Source organism: Gracilimonas amylolytica, from assembly GCF_002911695.1.
Classification (GTDB): Bacteria; Bacteroidota; Rhodothermia; order Balneolales; family Balneolaceae; genus Gracilimonas; species Gracilimonas amylolytica.
In genome coordinates this window covers 56,462-72,523 of the sequence record NZ_PQBS01000027.1, presented here as the reverse complement: position 1 = coordinate 72,523, position 16,062 = coordinate 56,462, and the positions used below count along the sequence as shown (strand labels likewise).

Annotated in this window: 18 protein-coding genes; 7 read left to right on the top strand and 11 right to left on the bottom strand. The window is 42.1% G+C overall.

Annotation, left to right across the window (positions count from 1 at the left end; all coding sequences use genetic code 11):
• The first annotated feature begins 71 nt into the window (after window positions 1-71).
• Genes C3B73_RS06480 through C3B73_RS06460 form a run of 5 tightly spaced genes read left to right on the top strand, consistent with a single transcriptional unit; the run spans window position 72 to window position 5,045 of the window.
• Window positions 72-1,703, top strand: a complete 1,632-nt coding sequence (locus C3B73_RS06480) for an acyl-CoA carboxylase subunit beta (RefSeq protein WP_103664787.1) — start codon at window positions 72-74, stop codon at window positions 1,701-1,703.
• A 29-nt stretch (window positions 1,704-1,732) separates the two neighbouring features.
• Entirely contained in the window at window positions 1,733-2,224 is a 492-nt protein-coding gene (locus C3B73_RS06475) for a hypothetical protein (RefSeq protein ID WP_103664786.1), read from the top strand.
• Complete coding sequence (gene recO, locus C3B73_RS06470) at window positions 2,221-2,955, top strand: DNA repair protein RecO (RefSeq protein ID WP_103664785.1); 735 nt, start codon at window positions 2,221-2,223, stop codon at window positions 2,953-2,955. Before C3B73_RS06475 ends, recO begins: the two co-directional genes overlap by 4 nt.
• Before the next feature lie 6 nt (window positions 2,956-2,961).
• A complete protein-coding gene (locus C3B73_RS06465; protein ID WP_103664784.1) occupies window positions 2,962-4,515 on the top strand; it encodes a trypsin-like peptidase domain-containing protein in 1,554 nt (517 codons plus the stop codon).
• On the top strand, window positions 4,512-5,045 hold the full coding sequence (locus C3B73_RS06460) for a hypothetical protein (protein ID WP_103664783.1): 534 nt from the start codon (window positions 4,512-4,514) through the stop codon (window positions 5,043-5,045). The genes C3B73_RS06465 and C3B73_RS06460 overlap by 4 nt, the downstream gene beginning before the upstream one ends.
• A gap of 283 nt (window positions 5,046-5,328) precedes the next feature.
• On the opposite strand, the gene C3B73_RS06455 is transcribed toward C3B73_RS06460, so the two are convergent.
• The 11 genes from C3B73_RS06455 to C3B73_RS06405 all read right to left on the bottom strand — a co-directional run bounded on the left by C3B73_RS06455 (window position 5,329) and on the right by C3B73_RS06405 (window position 13,068).
• Window positions 5,329-6,087 (bottom strand): SDR family NAD(P)-dependent oxidoreductase, encoded by a 759-nt coding sequence (locus C3B73_RS06455; RefSeq protein WP_103664782.1) that lies wholly within the window; start codon window positions 6,085-6,087, stop codon window positions 5,329-5,331.
• Between the two features lie 170 nt (window positions 6,088-6,257).
• The gene (locus tag C3B73_RS06450) at window positions 6,258-6,998 is read right to left on the bottom strand and encodes a pirin family protein (protein WP_103664781.1); all 741 of its coding nucleotides are present in this window, start codon (window positions 6,996-6,998) and stop codon (window positions 6,258-6,260) included.
• A gap of 10 nt (window positions 6,999-7,008) precedes the next feature.
• On the bottom strand, window positions 7,009-7,413 hold the full coding sequence (locus tag C3B73_RS06445) for a DoxX family protein (protein ID WP_103664868.1): 405 nt from the start codon (window positions 7,411-7,413) through the stop codon (window positions 7,009-7,011).
• 55 nt (window positions 7,414-7,468) lie between these two features.
• Entirely contained in the window at window positions 7,469-7,963 is a 495-nt protein-coding gene (locus C3B73_RS06440) for a VOC family protein (protein WP_103664780.1), read from the bottom strand.
• Between the two features lie 86 nt (window positions 7,964-8,049).
• On the bottom strand, window positions 8,050-8,631 hold the full coding sequence (locus tag C3B73_RS06435; RefSeq protein WP_103664779.1) for a YceI family protein: 582 nt from the start codon (window positions 8,629-8,631) through the stop codon (window positions 8,050-8,052).
• A 34-nt stretch (window positions 8,632-8,665) separates the two neighbouring features.
• Complete coding sequence (locus tag C3B73_RS06430; protein WP_103664778.1) at window positions 8,666-9,517, bottom strand: SDR family oxidoreductase; 852 nt, start codon at window positions 9,515-9,517, stop codon at window positions 8,666-8,668.
• A gap of 35 nt (window positions 9,518-9,552) precedes the next feature.
• On the bottom strand, window positions 9,553-10,218 hold the full coding sequence (locus tag C3B73_RS06425; protein WP_103664777.1) for an NADPH-dependent F420 reductase: 666 nt from the start codon (window positions 10,216-10,218) through the stop codon (window positions 9,553-9,555).
• A 223-nt stretch (window positions 10,219-10,441) separates the two neighbouring features.
• Window positions 10,442-11,188, bottom strand: a complete 747-nt coding sequence (locus tag C3B73_RS06420; protein ID WP_103664776.1) for a glucose 1-dehydrogenase — start codon at window positions 11,186-11,188, stop codon at window positions 10,442-10,444.
• Window positions 11,189-11,429: 241 nt separating this feature from the next.
• On the bottom strand, window positions 11,430-12,014 hold the full coding sequence (locus tag C3B73_RS06415) for a Crp/Fnr family transcriptional regulator (RefSeq protein ID WP_232803046.1): 585 nt from the start codon (window positions 12,012-12,014) through the stop codon (window positions 11,430-11,432).
• 111 nt (window positions 12,015-12,125) lie between these two features.
• Complete coding sequence (locus C3B73_RS06410) at window positions 12,126-12,665, bottom strand: YceI family protein (RefSeq protein WP_103664775.1); 540 nt, start codon at window positions 12,663-12,665, stop codon at window positions 12,126-12,128.
• A 130-nt stretch (window positions 12,666-12,795) separates the two neighbouring features.
• Window positions 12,796-13,068, bottom strand: a complete 273-nt coding sequence (locus C3B73_RS06405; RefSeq protein ID WP_157939440.1) for a hypothetical protein — start codon at window positions 13,066-13,068, stop codon at window positions 12,796-12,798.
• 250 nt (window positions 13,069-13,318) lie between these two features.
• Between C3B73_RS06405 and C3B73_RS06400 the strand changes: the two genes are divergently transcribed.
• Window positions 13,319-14,665 carry an amidohydrolase family protein gene (locus C3B73_RS06400; RefSeq protein WP_108722913.1) on the top strand — a complete coding sequence of 449 codons (1,347 nt, stop codon included), beginning with the start codon at window positions 13,319-13,321 and terminating at the stop codon, window positions 14,663-14,665.
• A gap of 4 nt (window positions 14,666-14,669) precedes the next feature.
• A complete protein-coding gene (locus C3B73_RS06395) occupies window positions 14,670-16,061 on the top strand; it encodes an amidohydrolase family protein (RefSeq protein ID WP_103664772.1) in 1,392 nt (463 codons plus the stop codon).
• Window position 16,062: the final 1 nt, after the last annotated feature.

Genomic DNA, 16,062 nt, shown 5'->3' with positions numbered 1-16,062 from the left:
CTGATTAAATATAATCCCTATTTTCAACGCACCATTTCATTAATCATTATAAAAGTAAATTTCAGCTGTTTATGAGTACATCAACCGGAAGCGCTACCAAAAACTGGCTTCACCAACTAATCGAAGAATTTGGAGAAATTGAAGGTCAGATCAAACTGGGTGGAGGCCAGAAACGTATTGATAAGGAACACGGCAAAGGTAAGCTAACAGCCAGAGAACGCATTAAGCTTCTAACTGATGAAGACTCAGATTTCTATGAACTTGGTCTTTGGGCCGGGTATGAAATGTACGAAGAGCAGGGTGGTTGTCCTGCAGGTGGAGTGATCACCGGTATCGGAGAGGTAAGTGGCCGAAAGTGTATGATCGTTGCGAACGATGCCACAGTGAAAGCCGGAGCCTGGTTCCCGATCACAGCCAAAAAGAATTTGAGAGCGCAAGAGATCGCCATTGAAAACCATATTCCATTGATCTACCTGGTAGATTCTGCCGGTGTGTTTTTGCCCATGCAGGATGAGATCTTTCCGGATAAGGATCACTTTGGCAGAATGTTCAGAAATAATGCGGTGATATCTGCTAAAGGCATTCCTCAGATCGCAGCGATCATGGGAAGCTGCGTGGCCGGTGGAGCATATCTGCCTATTATGAGTGATGAAGCGCTGATCGTGGATGGAACCGGGAGTGTATTTCTGGCTGGAAGTTACCTCGTGAAAGCCGCTATTGGTGAAGACGTGGATAATGAAACTCTGGGAGGGGCTACCACTCATACTGAGATCTCCGGCGTAACCGATTATAAAATGGAGGATGACGAGGAATGCCTGGCCACCATAAGAGACCTGGTTGATAAACTTGGGCCTTTTGAGACTGCAGGCTTCAATCGTAAGGAAGCAAAAGAACCTAAACGTCCGGCCAGCGATATCTTTGATATTCTTCCTGAATCACGAACCAGCCCCTATGACACCTATGACATTCTGGATTGTATCGTTGATGAAGACAGCTTTACCGAATTTAAGAAGGGATATGGGCAAACATTGATCACCGGTTATGCCCGGATAGATGGCTGGAGTGTTGGGATCGTCGCCAATCAGCGAAATATCAACCGAACCAAGCAGGGAGAGATGCAGATCGGCGGAGTGATCTATTCAGACAGTGCTGATAAAGCTGCCCGGTTCATCATGAATTGCAATCAGAAAAAAATTCCATTGATCTTCTTTCAGGATGTGACCGGGTTCATGATCGGCAAGCGCAGTGAACATGGCGGGATCATCAAGGATGGAGCCAAAATGGTGAACGCCATGAGCAACAGTACCGTACCTAAGATCACCATTGTGACAGGTAACAGTTACGGTGCCGGTAATTATGCCATGTGTGGTCGGGCGTATGATCCACGGTTCATGTATGCATGGCCAACGGCCAAGATCGCAGTTATGAGTGGGGCATCTGCTTCAAAAACTTTGATGCAAATACAGGTAGCTGCGATGAAGAAGAAAGGCAAGGAAGTCAGTGAAGAGGAACAGGAAAAGATCATGAAAGAGATCAGTGATCGCTACGACCATCAGACGGATGTCCGATACGCCGCCTCACGTTTGTGGGTAGATGGGATCATCAATCCCCTTGAAACGCGGGATCGTATTTCCAAGGCCATAAGTTGTGCTAATCTGAATCCGGAGATCGAGGAATTCAAAACCGGTGTCATTCAAACATAGAGAACAGTGACCAAGAGCAAACCTACTCATTGAATTACGACCTGTATAAAGACCGTAATATTGTATTTCTGGGAGTCGAATCCAGTTTCACACTGATCGACTTCCTGCTCTTTTTTTCGAGTTTTATACTTGGGTTTGTGTTTGCTCTGTTCTTTTTCATCTTTGCTTTTGCGGTGCTGCAGAAGATCTTTTCACGGTATGAATTTGAATTCGATACTGATAGCTACACGATTACCAAGTACTATAAATTCTTCGGTTACTTTCGTTTGAAAATTCAGACCTTAGGATTCGGAGAGATCGATGAAATTTTACTTTCGAATTTGGACAGTGGTCGGGCATTATTTGGAAAAGGCATGAAGCCAACCGAGTGGTTTACGTTAGACCTGATCACCAAAAATGGTTACGTTCGAATTGTGAAAGCAGAAGATGAGGAACTCGAAGATGTTTACGAAATTTTCGATGTGTTAAAGGAGAGGCTTGATATTTACTTTAATTTCAGGATTGAGTTCATTGAGACATGATCGTACACACCAAGGCAATTATTTTAAGGGCCATAGATTATCAGGAATCAAGTAAGATAATTACGGTTCTGTCTGAAGAGCACGGAAAGATCGCACTCATTGCCAAGGGGGCAAAAAAGCCAAAAAACAAGCTGGCCGGGATTCTGGAAACCGGGGCAGTACTGGATGTGGTTTACTATTATAAACAATCACGTGGGGTTCAAACCCTGACAGAAGCTTCCATTTTCTATTCAGATCAAAGTTTCAGAACCGATCTGGAAAAGACAGCAATTTTATATGCCACCCTTGAGTTAATATCACAGGTTGTTCATGAACATGAAGTAAATGAACCGGTCTTTGATTTTGTTATGACCTTCATAAAGTGGCTTGGTAGCTCGGAAGAAACCTATGCCTCTCTTTTTGCGTACGTGCAGATCAGGTTAGCCGACATAATCGGTTTTGGCCTGGTAAGCAGCATGGAGGAAATTCCTGCAAATGCGTACCTCAACATATCGAGCGGTAATCTCTCGGAACATTCTGAGGATGAATTATCTTATAAACTAACAGTTGCCCAAACTCATTTTATGGTCTTGGCTATGGCCGGCAGAAACAGTAAAATATTTGACGTTCATTTTGGCAACGGAGAGTTGAAACAACTTGTTCATCATTTAGATGTATATTTTAAATATCATATTGAAGGATATCAGGAGCGAAAATCTGATTCTATCTTCGAGCAGATGCTATTAATCTGATTTATTATGAAACGAAAAGATCTGATCCTTACAGGAATTTTATTGCTGATGATAGGTGTCACCATAGGCACTTTGATCGCATTGTATTCTATAAACAAAGAACTTGCTCCATTGTCAGAAGTGCGGGTGACTGAGATCAACCGAAGTACCGATCCATTTATCAGTGATGAAGCCCTTGAAAATTCTGATGCCCGTTTCCTATTCCGTAAGATTGCGGAAGAGGTTACGCCTACCGTAGTATATATCGAAGCGATCGTCCCAATTGAGGGAACCATTCCTAATGATGAAAATCATCGGTTCGAGGAAGAAGACCTGGAAGACGATGAAAGTATCTGGGATCGGTTGATGCCTCAGCGAGCACGAACCGTTGGCTCCGGAGTTTTGATCACATCTGACGGCTACATACTGACCAATCATCACGTCGTAGAGGGAGCTGTTGAAAATGGACTGAATGTAGTGCTGAGTGACAAGCGTGAATATCCGGCACAGATGATCGGTTTTGATACCAGTACAGACCTTGCGGTCATTAAGATCAACGGGACGGATCTTCCAAAAGTGACCGTTGGTGATTCTGAAACGATCGACGTAGGGGAATGGGTGTTAGCTATTGGAAATCCATTTCGATTACGCTCTACCGTAACGGCCGGTATTGTCAGTGCACTAAGCCGGGATGTTCAGATCATTAATGACAGAATGCGTATCGAAAGTTTCATTCAGACAGATGCAGCCATCAACAAAGGAAACAGCGGTGGGGCTTTGGTTAACACGAGTGGCCAGCTGGTAGGTATTAACACGGCCATAGCCTCACAAACCGGAACCTATCAGGGATATGGGTTTGCGGTACCAAGTAATCTTGCCATTAAAGTTGCTCAGGATATCATTGAATATGGTCAGGTAAGGCGGGCACTATTGGGTGTATCCATTGCGGCCATTGATTATAACCGTGCCGTAGAAAAAGGAATGGAAACAGTAAGAGGCGTAGAAATTTTATCAGTCAGCAGAGATGGAGCAGCCTCTGAATCGGGGTTGATATCCGGTGATGTGGTGCTTCGTGTAAATGGAGTTGAAGTGAATGAGGCGAATCAACTTCAGCAACAGGTGGCTGTTTTGAGTCCCGGTGAAAATGTAAGGCTAACTATCTTACGGGACGGCGATATCTTCGATCGTGAAGTACCACTCAAACTTCAGGAACCAGAGGAAATTCCTGAAATAGCTGCCAATGAAGAGAACCTAATACCGAATGAAATACCCGAAGGCAATAATGGAGGTATTGAGTACAAGGAATTTGAACTTGGGTTCAGGCTGATCGGAATTGCTAATCCCGAAGATCCGGCAGAGCAAGACATCTATGTGCATCATGTGTACAAATATTCGGAAGCCTGGAACCGGGGAATGAGAGAAGATCATCAGATCACAGAAATAGATGGAAAAAAGGTTGAGAATCTCGGGAGATTAGAAGAACTTCTGACCCAAAATTTAACTTCAAACCGATCGGTAACCCTTCGTTACAAAGATGATGAAGGAGCGTCAGGCTATATCCGGTTAGAAAAAGATCAATGATAAAAATTTTCAGACTATTCATCGTCATAACGGCTCTAACTGTTGCAGTATCAGGCTGCGCATCCACAGAAACCACTACAACACCTCAACAAACCGAACCGGATACACCGGATTTCCCATCTTGGTATCAAACCAAAGCTTTTGAGTCAGATTCCACATCCTTTGCCGGTTATGGTGAAGCCGTTGCAAGTGACTCGATCTCAGCCATTAGAAATGCAGAGCTTCAAGCCCGTGCAAATCTGGAAACGGGTGTGTCTGAGTTGGTGGAAGAAACCCGCAAATCCATTTCTGAAAGCGGAAATGTCACGGTTGACTCACCTGAATTTTTGATCATGTTACGAAATGCCGGTCAGGCTATTGAAGGTGAAGGTGCTGTATCTAACAAATCAGCTGTTGAGAAAGAGGGATACTTCAGGGGATATGTTAAAGTTTCGATCTCAAAGGCAGATGCAAAAGATGTTTTCAGATCGGGGCTTAGTCCCAATCCCAATTACTGGCAGGTACTTAACTCAGCATCGTTGTTTGAGTGATCTTGTATTTTGTCACAACCTTATTTCTTTTGAGTGTTTATAGAGGTATTAATGGCAAGATCTAAGAGATTTATTGACCTGACCATGCCTATGGGATGATGTGTTTTTGAGAGAGGCAAACACACAGCAAATAGTTTCATATTAATGCCTTCCGCTGCATTATCATCAATATTTTGAATTTAGATCTTTGGTTTACATTTGTTGGAACCTATTAAAAAAGCCCGTGAATATAACTTCACAGGCTTTGATCGATGTCTCCATTAAAGACAGTCACTTCTTATTCTCACTGAATGGCAGAAGATCCACCATCTATGACAAATTCTGCTCCTGTAGAAAATGAAGATTCATCGGATGCCAGGAATAAAGCCATATTTGCTACTTCTGATGGTTTACCCATTCGACCTAACGGATATGTAGAATCAAGTTCTTCTTTTGACAGGTTTGTTATTTCTGATGCATAATCAGCCATTTCAGTGGTTATATACCCCGGGTGTATTGAATTTATTCGAATTCCTTTGGAAGCATACTCAGCTGCGGCATCCTTGGTCATCACACGAACGGCACCTTTGCTTGCTCCGTAGAGAGTATGACCGGGGGCACCGGTTAGACCAGCTAATGAGGAAGAGTTAATTACTGATCCTGCCTGTTTTTTCTCCATTTTAGGAAGTACATGTTTAAGACCAAGAAACACACCTGTCACATTGATACTCATTAAACGGTTCCAGGTCTCGATATTAGTTTCCGGAATTGATTTGATGATGTAAATCCCGGCATTATTAAACAGGATATCAATTTTATTAAATTCTTCAATTATTTTAGCGACAACTTGTTTCCAATCTTCTTCCTGACTGACGTCATGTTTAAAGAATAGAGCCTCTGTGTTTATCTGTTTTATTTCATCTAAGGTCTCATGGCCCTTTTCTTCATCAATATCAGTTATCACAACCTTTGCACCTTCTTTTGCAAATAACAAAGCTGTTTCTTTACCTATACCTGCTGCTCCTCCGGTTATTAGAGCCACTTTATTTTCTAATCGTTTCATAATATTCACCTTTATTTTGGTTTAGATTTAATCATTTATGCTGGTATTAATCTACCTCAAGCCCCGCCAATTCTCCTTGACTTCTGCTAAGAAATACCCTTGATATTTGTCATTAAAAAAGCCTGTAAGTACTTTCTTACAGGCTTTACTAAAATAGGATGCGCTCTTTTTTATTTTGCAAAGAGTCCATTTCGGCTGTAAGGTGCTTTCTCATTCAATGCAAAAAAGACCAGGTCTGAATTCCGGTTACTTTTTAGGATTAGCTTCTCATCTTTAATCACAATAGAATCACCTTTTTCAATGGTTTTACCGTTGTTTTCTATAGTGAGATTTCCATTAAATACATACATAAATCCGGTATTATCATTTAGATCCGGCGTTTGTAAGATTTTGTTCTGTTCCAGGCGTACATCATAAAAAAGAACCTCACTTCTGAAGATCATAGGTGCCTCAGAGCGTTCATGTCCGGCTAGCAAGCGCCAGGCATTCAAGCTATACGTACTGCCGGGTTCATGAAACTGGATCTTTGGTTTGAGCCCGTCGGCTTTCGGACGAATAAAGATCTGCAGCATTTCTACGGTTTCATCGCCTTCCTGAACTCCTTCTTCATGATAAATCCCGCTTCCGGCATTCATCAGCATGAAGTAGGTGTTATTAATACCCAGATCGTTTTCATTACTGTCTTTATGATGCATGGTTCCCTTTCGTAAATAGGATAAGATCTCCTCATTTTGGTGCATGTGCATGGGTACCAACGCACCGCCTTTAAGGGTGGCGTGTTCCAGTCGTCCGATCTGGGCAAGACCATGGTCATCCAAATCTTTCAAAGGTGTGCCGAGTGGCAGGAACCGTGAAGTAAACGGTCCCCGATTCACTACGCGTCTTTTATCGGCTTTGGTAATATGAGTCATAGCAAACGTATTAAGAGGCGGTTTGAACTATGTTTTTCACTACAGCAGGTTGTACATCATCATCCAATCTATGAAGGGTATAATATGAGACCCCTAAAATCCCAAGCATCACAAGTGGAGTTACTGATGCTGAAATAGGGTCTCCCAGTGCCGCATGTGCGATGCTTCCTGAAATCATATTTATCGTGAATCCGGCATAGACCCATTCCTTTAGGAGTCCGTAAAAGGGAGCAAGTAAAAGAAGAACACCGATATACTTAGCTATACCTAATTCCACTCGAAAATAATCCGGGAATCCTAAGTGTTGAAAGGTCTGTGACATTTCAGGGCTGGTAAAATACATGGTTGCGCTGAATAGCATCATTCCGCTAAACAGTAAAGTAGAGATCCAATAGGTTAGTTTTAATTTTTTCATAATGGTAAGTAAAGCTTTGTTTTTAATATTTGATATAAAAAAGGTTAACAGATGATCACTCATCCAGTTCTTTAAGAAGACCTTTTAGGTCTAATGGTTTGGTAACCATATTTATTGAGCCATCTTCACTGTACTCCCAATTTTCTTTGGGACGGTCCCGATAAAGCTCAACTCCGTTTCCATCAGGATCCTGCAGGTAAATGGCTTCTGAAACACCATGGTCACTTGCTCCACCAATGGTATAACCTTTATCGATAAGTCTCTTCAAAATGATTGCAAGATCCTTTCGGGATGGGTACAAAAATGCTGTGTGATACAAACCCGGGCTATTGCGTGGGGCAGGGGATTGGTCTTTGCTATGCCAGGTATTTAATCCGATATGATGGTGGTACCCACCGGCTGACAGAAATGCAGCCTGATCCCCATACATTGTAGTCAGCTCGAAACCCAGCAGGTCCCTGTAAAACTCAAGGGCTTTGTCGAGGTCTGATACTTTCAAGTGCACGTGCCCGATGCGGGTTTTAGGTGGAGCCGTGTAGGAGTCTTTCATGATTCTTTGTAAATAGTTTGAACATCAATTAAAAGAAGCCTCAAAGATTCATCTTTGAGGCAACTAAAAAGGTTTTCTTAAGTCAGTTAGTTTTCTTCTTTGATAAATTCACCATCAGCTTTGATTCTCACATCATTGCTGATCATAGGTGGGGGGAATCCATTACCAAGGTCAAATTCTGAACGGTCAATGGTTCCGGTAATTTGAATACCGGCTTTCAGAGCGCCATAGGTCATTTCATTTTGGACTTGTCCGCGGTAGATCATGTCAACAGTTACTTGTTTAGTAATACCATGCAAGGTCAGGTCACCGGTTAATTTGTAAGTATGCTCGGCGATTTTAGAGATGCCGGTACTTTTAAAAGTCATGGTTGGGTACTGCTCTACATTAAAGAAATCAGCACTTTTAAGGTGATCATTACGCTGATCAACCCGGGTATCGATGGAGGCGGTTTGAACGATAAGTTCAACTTGTGCATCACTGAAGTCCTCTTCTGAGGAGGTAATCGTTACTTTGTAATCATTGAAATGGCCCGGAACATCAGCGATACCCAGGTGAGTCACAGTAAATCCAAGTTTGGAGTGAGCCGGATCTTCTACCCAGTTATCCTGAGCGAAGAGGCTGAGCGGCATTACTAAAAGTGTAAAAATGAATGTTAGTTTTTTCATTGGTGTATATAGGTTGTATTTGTTTTATGGTTGATTAAATAAGTTCTTTGATAAACTCGTCGAGTCCGGTAGGTTTACGCCCGAGCAGCTCTTTCATATCATCAGAAGTGAATTCCAATGCCCCGTTTGCGAATGTTGTTGCCGTCATCAGACTCATTGCTATTTGTTCTTCAGAGAGTCCAATTTTTTGAAGGGCGTTCCTGAAGTCAGTTACCGATATATCTCTGTACGAAATGTTACGGCCTGCCACTTCATTAAGTAAATGCGTGATTTCCGTAAGTGTATATGTTGTACCTGAAGTAATTTCGTAGGTTTTATTTTTATGATTATCCGCTTCTGTCAATCCATACGCTAATACTTCAGCCATCTCTGAACGTAAAGCAAGGTTTATGGCCTTACCGTCTGATGGGAAAGCCCACTCCCCGGTTTCAAAGGCATTGCCTAAAAACAGGGGTAAAAATTCCATGTAGAACGTATGGCGATATATGGTATAGGTAATTCCTGATTCTTTAAGAAGATTTTCCGTTTCGGCATGGTCAGAAGAAAGGGGACTTAACTTTTGATCAGCTTTTACGATGCTGGTATATAAAATGTGGTTTACCCCAACCTCCTTTGCAGCCTCAATCACGTTCTGATGCTGCTGTACTCGTCCGTCTAATGTACTGGATGAAATTAAGAGTAAGGTATTAACACCCTGAAGGGCAGATATCATGCTATCATAATCGGCATAATCACCAATTCTGATTTCTATACCTTTATCTTTAAGGTCAGCCCCTTTGCTTTCGCTTCGCACTAATCCGGCAATTTTAGTAGGGGACTTTTTTTTCAGTAAAAAGTCAATGGTTTGAGTACCCAATTGTCCGTTTGCTCCGGTTACAAGTATCATAGATCTTTAATTTTGTTTTAGAATTTATCGGCAGCTTAGTTGTGTAGTATTTTCCACCCGGCATGCCATTCATAGTCATTTTTGATGGTCAGTTGCATCAACATAAGCTGCATGCGTTCAAGTGTTCTGCTTACTGTCAGATCGCCTGCAATTACTGGGTTGAATCCTGCGGTTTCTACAAGTTCACTAACCATTCTTAGGGCCGCCTTGTCATTACCGGCAATAAAGGAATCGGTTTGCTTTCCATCGATGACCGGCTGCTCAAAATCAGCAGCGAAGGTGGTATTGAAGGCTTTAATGACCTTAGAGTGAGGGAGCCACTCCTGCAATTCTTCAGCCGCACTGGTGTCAGGCCTGGTCGTAAGGTTCTCAAAATCTACATCCACAGGGTTAGCAATACTTATTACAACCTTTTGGGTAGCTACATCCCTGATTTGTTTAGCCAGTGCTTTTTCAGCAGAATGGGGAACCGCGAAAATGATTATATCCGCTTCCCAGCAGGATTCATGCGAACAACTCATAGGTTCAAGATCAGCAGCCGAATGATTTCTTTGAATGATCTCTGAGAGAGAGCCTAATTTTTCAAGGTCTGTGTCAAACAACAAGAGTCGGTAATTACCATCAGCCAGGCTTTTTGCAATAGCTGAGCCCATGGATCCACCCGCTCCAATAATGGCAATAGTTTGTTTGGTTATAGACATATTGGTCTTTCGTTTACAGTTGAATATTAATTTCAATGCAAACTTACCGGTCAAAGGGCTTGAAACCATTGATATGTGATAGGAAAAACTCTTGATATATATCAATGAAAAAGCCTGTGATGTTTATTTCACAGGTTTTTGTATAGGGAGCTAAAATATTCTCATTTATGGACTTAACCATTAAAAAGAACTGGAGCTCCACTTATATTCTATTTATTTATCATTATCGGACACTCATACCGCCATCAATTATTTGTTCGGTTCCTGTCATGTATGATGACTCGTCAGAAGATAAGAGCACAACCAAATCACTGACTTCATTGGGTTCAGCTAATCTTCCCAAAGGAATCATACCGGTTGCTTCTCCTCCTTCTTCATCAGTTGCGGCAGCCATCATAGGAGTTTTAATAAAGCCGGGGTGTACCGAGTTTGCCCGAATATTTTTGGATGCATATTCAACGGCTACGGCTTTTGTCATTCCCCTTACCGCAAATTTACTACCCATGTAAGCCAAGCTGGGATATCCGTATATAGCTACAATTCCAGCAATAGACGAAATATTTACAATGGATCCAACACCAGATTTCACCATTGATGGTAATACATATTTCATTCCATAAAACACAGCATCCTGATTTATTGAAATAACATCCGAGTATTCATCCTCAGTCAATTCGATAGCCTCGGCGATTGGTCCTAAAATACCCGCATTATTTACCAGTACATTAACAGGCCCGAATGCGGCTTCACTTTGGGCAACAACATTTTCCCATTCCCCAGGTTTAGTTACATCATGTTTAATAAAGATAGCGTTCTCGCCAAGTTCATCGGCAATTTCAGAACCCCGCTTTTCATTGATGTCTGTCATGATGACTTTGGCGCCTTCAGCTATAAATCTTCGAGCGTGTGATTCACCCATTCCCTGAGAGGCTCCAGTAATGATCGCTACTTTGTTTTCTAAACGTTTCATAATAAAATCCTATTTATTTTCTCATTTATGTAAAGGTTTGACGTTTTGAATTGCAGCACATTCTAAAAATTGTGTGGAGTGCTAAACTTTAAACTCGTCTAACCGCTTAATCTCTAGTCATAGTATATGATTTGAGAAGCAAGGGCATTGATATTTGCTAAGGAAAGGCGTTGACAAATATCAAGAAACAAAGGGTAAATACTGAAAATAATTAATGTGGAGTGCAGAAAACTTCTTTAGACTAACGGTTATAGTTACCCCGTACCCGGCTCAGTGTTTCAGGGCTGACACCGATATAAGAAGCAATCAGGTTTTGTGGAACCCGATTGAGAAAAGCCGGACTTTCTTGAATTAAGCGTTCATATTTTTCTTCTGCAGTTAACCCCAGGGCATTTTCCACGCGGCGCTGCAGAGCCACGTAAGCATTCTGTAAAATAATGCGATGATACCGTTCATAAGCAGGGATCTTCTCAAGTAGTATTTGGTGATTTTTCTTGTCTAACATGAGTAATTCACTATCCTCGAGAACTTCGATGTTCAAACGAGTTGGTTCGCCTGTAAAAAAACTATGTAGATTAGCCATCCACCATCCATCAAAGGCAAACCGAATAACGTGCTTATTGCCAGACAAGTCTAAGGTATAGGAGTAAAGTGCTCCCTTTTCAACAAAAACCAATTCCCTGCATACGTCGCCTTCCTGCAATAAAAACTGTCTCTTAAGCATACGTTTTGGGCGGAAATTATGTTTGCACAAATCCCACTCTTCGTCGGTAAGCGTAATATGTTGTTGTAAACTCCTTTTTAGCTGTTCGTACATGTATGCCATCTTTACTGGGTTAAGCATGAAAGCAAAAATGTACTGTGAAATTAAGAAAATAAAAAAGCGGATATCCTGCTAAGGAGTATCCGCTTCAGGTCATCATCAATTATATTGCTTTTAGCTTTGAATAAATTGAACATTCAGTTGCAATTTGATCTGGTCGCCAACAACAACATTTCCGGCTTCAGTAACTGCACTCCATGTTAAGCCAAATTCTTTACGATTGATAGAGCCACTTATCTCGAACCCGGCTTTGGTTTGTCCATAAGGATCAACAACAGTTCCGCCATGAACTACATCCAGTAACACTTTTTTGGTAACGTCACGAATAGTTAGATCTCCGGTTACCTTGTATTCACCGTCTTTGAACTTCTCAAAATTCACGGATTCAAATTTTAACTGTGGATATTCTTCAGCATTGAAGAAATCATCGGATTTCAGATGCTTATCCCGGTCTTCGTTGTTGGTTGAAATGCTGTCAATATCTGCCGAGAACGTGGCTTTAGCATTTTTAAAATCGTCTCCATCCGTTTCGATCGTGCCTTCAAAGGAATCAAAGCTTCCGGTTACAGTCGAAATAACCAGGTGCTTTACTTTAAATTGCACTTCAGAGTGCGTGGGGTCAATTTTCCATAGGGCTTTAGTTGCAGTAGTCATAGTATGTATGATTTGGTGTTATTCATTTTGTTCACGAATAACATAAAAGAGTATAAAGCCAGCACCATTGATATAAGACAGGAAATAATCTTGATATATATCAATCTGAATTATTTAATATGAGTTAGATCTACCTGTTCTCAATTCGGTAGTGGTATTCATCAAAAAATTCCCGACCAAACATATCCGTTACCCTAACAATGAGGGTGTGGTCGCCTTCAGGTAAATTTTTCGGAATTCGGGCTTTCCATAAATGACAGTATTTAATGGCATTATTGGGACGCTTTCCGTTGATGAGTGTATCAGACATATCCCATTTATCACGCAAAGAGGTTACAACAGGTCCCTTTATCTTGTCCACAAAGTTAGTAATTGAGGCAGCTTTATACAGCTCTGGATACATAATCATGCCTCTTAATAGAGTGGGTATTACAGATAACATGAATGATGATCAGTCATAATTAAAGTGCTGCAAAATTTAATCATACCAATCCTTTTTAAAGGCCTTCTGTAACCATGTATGTTTCGATTCATAAAAGGGCAGCGAGGCAGGCTATGCATAACATTTACAAAATTTAGATAGGATGTCCTTTATTACTATCAAATTAATGCAGTTATTTCGATGATTCGAAACTTTAACTTTATCGTCTGCTATGAGAAAAACATTTCTAATAACAGCGCTGTTATTTTTGGGGATGGGAGTGCAGCAAGTATTTGCACAAACCACACCGGCACATGCGCTGAAGAACGTGACTATTCATAATGCCGACGGCTCCGTTACTGAATCCGCCACAATTGTCTGGCGGAATGGTGTGATCGAAGCTGTTGGAACCAACCTAACTATTCCATTTGATGCCTATGAGATCGATGGAGGAGACAGCCTCCATGTGTATCCGGGTTTTATTGATGGATACTCGATCTGGGGAAGTCCTGAACTGCCAAGAAATTTACCTGATCTCGATGATCCGGGTAATCCACCCTATGACCGTGCAGGCATTCAGCCGGAAAGGAACCCTTCAGAATTGCTTACTGAAGACAAAAGTTTTGAAGCGGCTATCAAAGCCGGTTTTACAACCGCTGCTTTGTATCCAAACGGATACATGCTTCCGGGAAGCGTAGAGATCTTCTATCTGTCGGATGATCATAATAGTGTTGAGTTGTTATCTGATAAGGTGGGCATGGCCGGTTCATTTGATACAGCTCCCGGTGGCTGGGGCAGTGGTGCCTATCCTTCCACCTTAATGGGAGTGATGGCCAAATTCAGACAGGTGATGTTTGATGCAACAGCCCTTCAACAGCACATTAAATATTATTCTCAAAATCCTGAAATGCCGGCACCTGACAGAAGTCGCGTGTTGGAAGCTCTTTTCCCTGTGATCAACAATGAAGTACCATTGTACTTTGAAGTAGATCAAAAAGAGCATATTGAGCGCCTGTTTAAGCTGCAGGATGAATTTGGGTTCGATCTGGTGATCGTTTCCGGAAAGGAGGCTTATGCCAAAGCTGATGAGTTGAAGCGAAGAAATATTCCGGTACTGGCCAGCGTAGATTTTACGGATGCTCCGGAATGGTATAAGGATATGAAGAAAGAAGAAGAGTCTGATGATTCTGATTCAGATGAAACGAACGAAGAGATTTCAGAAGAAGAACAGGCCTATCGCGATAAACAACTGGAAGCCTGGAAATTGGAAGTCGCCAACATCAAAAGCTTGATGGATGCCGGGGTTCAGGTTGGCTATGCCTCTGCGGGACTGGAACTCAAAGACCTGAGTGGTAAACTTGAAACCCTTCTTGAAGAAAGTGGAATGAGTGAGCAGAACCTTGTTCAGGTTCTTACCGGCAATACGGCTGATATCCTGGGTATCAGTAACACTCATGGAAGTATTGCAAAAGGTAAGAATGCCAGCTTCTCAGTGTTTGATAAGCAAATGTCTGAAGAGAAGGCAAAAGTTCTGCACAATATCACTAACGGAATTATTCACGAATTAATTGGAGAGTAACACAATGAAGAAATTACTAACACTTTGTGTGATGGCAGTTACCTTTGTTGTCACTGTCCATGCACAGGAAAAAGGATCTGTGCTGATCAAAAATGCAACTGTGATCACGGTAACGAACGGTGATCTTGAAAATACCGATGTATTGATCCGGGATGGGGTCATTGAAAATATTGGTAAAGACCTCAATGCTCCGAGAGGAGTAGAAACCGTTGATGCGACCGGAAAATTTGTGATGCCGGGTATCATTGATGCCCATTCACATTTGAACGGGGTTGATATCAACGAAGCCCGCAATCCGGTGACCGCCGAGGTGACCATGGAAGAATCTGTGGACCCTAATGAGGTTGGGATCTATCATGCCCTCGCCGGTGGAGCAACAACGATTCACCTGATGCATGGTTCTGCCAATGTAATAGGTGGTCAGGGTGAGACCCTGAAATTGCGTTACGGTACCACTCAGGACGGCATGCGTTTTGAAGGAGCCAAGCGTACCATTAAGTTTGCCCTTGGTGAGAACCCAACAAGGGTTCATGGTCAGGGTAATGGCATTCAGCCTCGAACCCGAATGGGTGTAGAACAAGTGGTTCGTAATCATTTCGATGAAGCTCTCGATTACAAACGTAAGCGGGAAGCTTACTTGGAGGTAAAAGCTGAGTATGATCGTAGAGGACGTGGAACACCTCCCGTACCGGTAGCAGAAAACCTGCGTTATGAAGTACTCAATGATATTATTGAAGGTGAGATCTACGTACACTGTCACTCATACCGTGCCGATGAGATCCTGATGCTGATGCGTGTCTTTAACGATTACGGCATCAAGAATTATACTTTTCAGCATGCTAATGAAGCCTTCAAAGTGGCTCCTGAATTAGCAAAGAACGGAGCCATGACCTCCGTATTTTCTGACTGGTGGGCCTACAAGTTTGAGGTATATTACTCAACCGCTTACAACGCCTCTATTCTGAATGCCAATGGTGTGATAAACAGTATCAACAGTGACAACAATCAGCTGCTGAGAACTTTAAATCATGAAGCCGCTAAAGTAGTGAGATATGGAAACACTACGGTCAATGATGCCATCAAAATGATCACCTTACACCCGGCTATGCAGCTTGGTATAGATGATTATGTGGGAAGTATTGAGGAAGGTAAACACGGTGACGTGGTAGTTTGGAGCGGACACCCACTCAGTATTTACAGTATAGCTGAAATGACCTTTGTGGATGGTAAAAAATATTTTGACCGATCCAATGATCCGGACGATATGCGTATTGATATCAATCCCGGAACCGATTTCGAAGACGGAGCAAATTTCCGTGAAATCGTGACCCGCCGTGATGAAGATGCCTGTCTGCAGGACGCTTTCATCCTCATGCAAAATAATACCCAGAACTAAA

Bases quoted from the DNA above. Each gene is read 5' to 3' on its own strand.
- C3B73_RS06480 (WP_103664787.1), top strand. From the start codon at position 72: ATGAGTACATCAACCGGAAGCGCTACCAAAAACTGGCTTCACCAACTA.
- recO (WP_103664785.1), top strand. From the start codon at position 2,221: ATGATCGTACACACCAAGGCAATTATTTTAAGGGCCATAGATTATCAG.
- C3B73_RS06465 (WP_103664784.1), top strand. From the start codon at position 2,962: ATGAAACGAAAAGATCTGATCCTTACAGGAATTTTATTGCTGATGATA.
- C3B73_RS06460 (WP_103664783.1), top strand. From the start codon at position 4,512: ATGATAAAAATTTTCAGACTATTCATCGTCATAACGGCTCTAACTGTT.
- C3B73_RS06455 (WP_103664782.1), bottom strand. From the start codon at position 6,087: ATGAAACGATTAGAAAATAAAGTGGCTCTAATAACCGGAGGAGCAGCA.
- C3B73_RS06450 (WP_103664781.1), bottom strand. From the start codon at position 6,998: ATGACTCATATTACCAAAGCCGATAAAAGACGCGTAGTGAATCGGGGA.
- C3B73_RS06445 (WP_103664868.1), bottom strand. From the start codon at position 7,413: ATGAAAAAATTAAAACTAACCTATTGGATCTCTACTTTACTGTTTAGC.
- C3B73_RS06440 (WP_103664780.1), bottom strand. From the start codon at position 7,963: ATGAAAGACTCCTACACGGCTCCACCTAAAACCCGCATCGGGCACGTG.
- C3B73_RS06435 (WP_103664779.1), bottom strand. From the start codon at position 8,631: ATGAAAAAACTAACATTCATTTTTACACTTTTAGTAATGCCGCTCAGC.
- C3B73_RS06430 (WP_103664778.1), bottom strand. From the start codon at position 9,517: ATGATACTTGTAACCGGAGCAAACGGACAATTGGGTACTCAAACCATT.
- C3B73_RS06425 (WP_103664777.1), bottom strand. From the start codon at position 10,218: ATGTCTATAACCAAACAAACTATTGCCATTATTGGAGCGGGTGGATCC.
- C3B73_RS06420 (WP_103664776.1), bottom strand. From the start codon at position 11,188: ATGAAACGTTTAGAAAACAAAGTAGCGATCATTACTGGAGCCTCTCAG.
- C3B73_RS06415 (WP_232803046.1), bottom strand. From the start codon at position 12,014: ATGGCATACATGTACGAACAGCTAAAAAGGAGTTTACAACAACATATT.
- C3B73_RS06410 (WP_103664775.1), bottom strand. From the start codon at position 12,665: ATGACTACTGCAACTAAAGCCCTATGGAAAATTGACCCCACGCACTCT.
- C3B73_RS06405 (WP_157939440.1), bottom strand. From the start codon at position 13,068: ATGTATCCAGAGCTGTATAAAGCTGCCTCAATTACTAACTTTGTGGAC.
- C3B73_RS06400 (WP_108722913.1), top strand. From the start codon at position 13,319: ATGAGAAAAACATTTCTAATAACAGCGCTGTTATTTTTGGGGATGGGA.
- C3B73_RS06395 (WP_103664772.1), top strand. From the start codon at position 14,670: ATGAAGAAATTACTAACACTTTGTGTGATGGCAGTTACCTTTGTTGTC.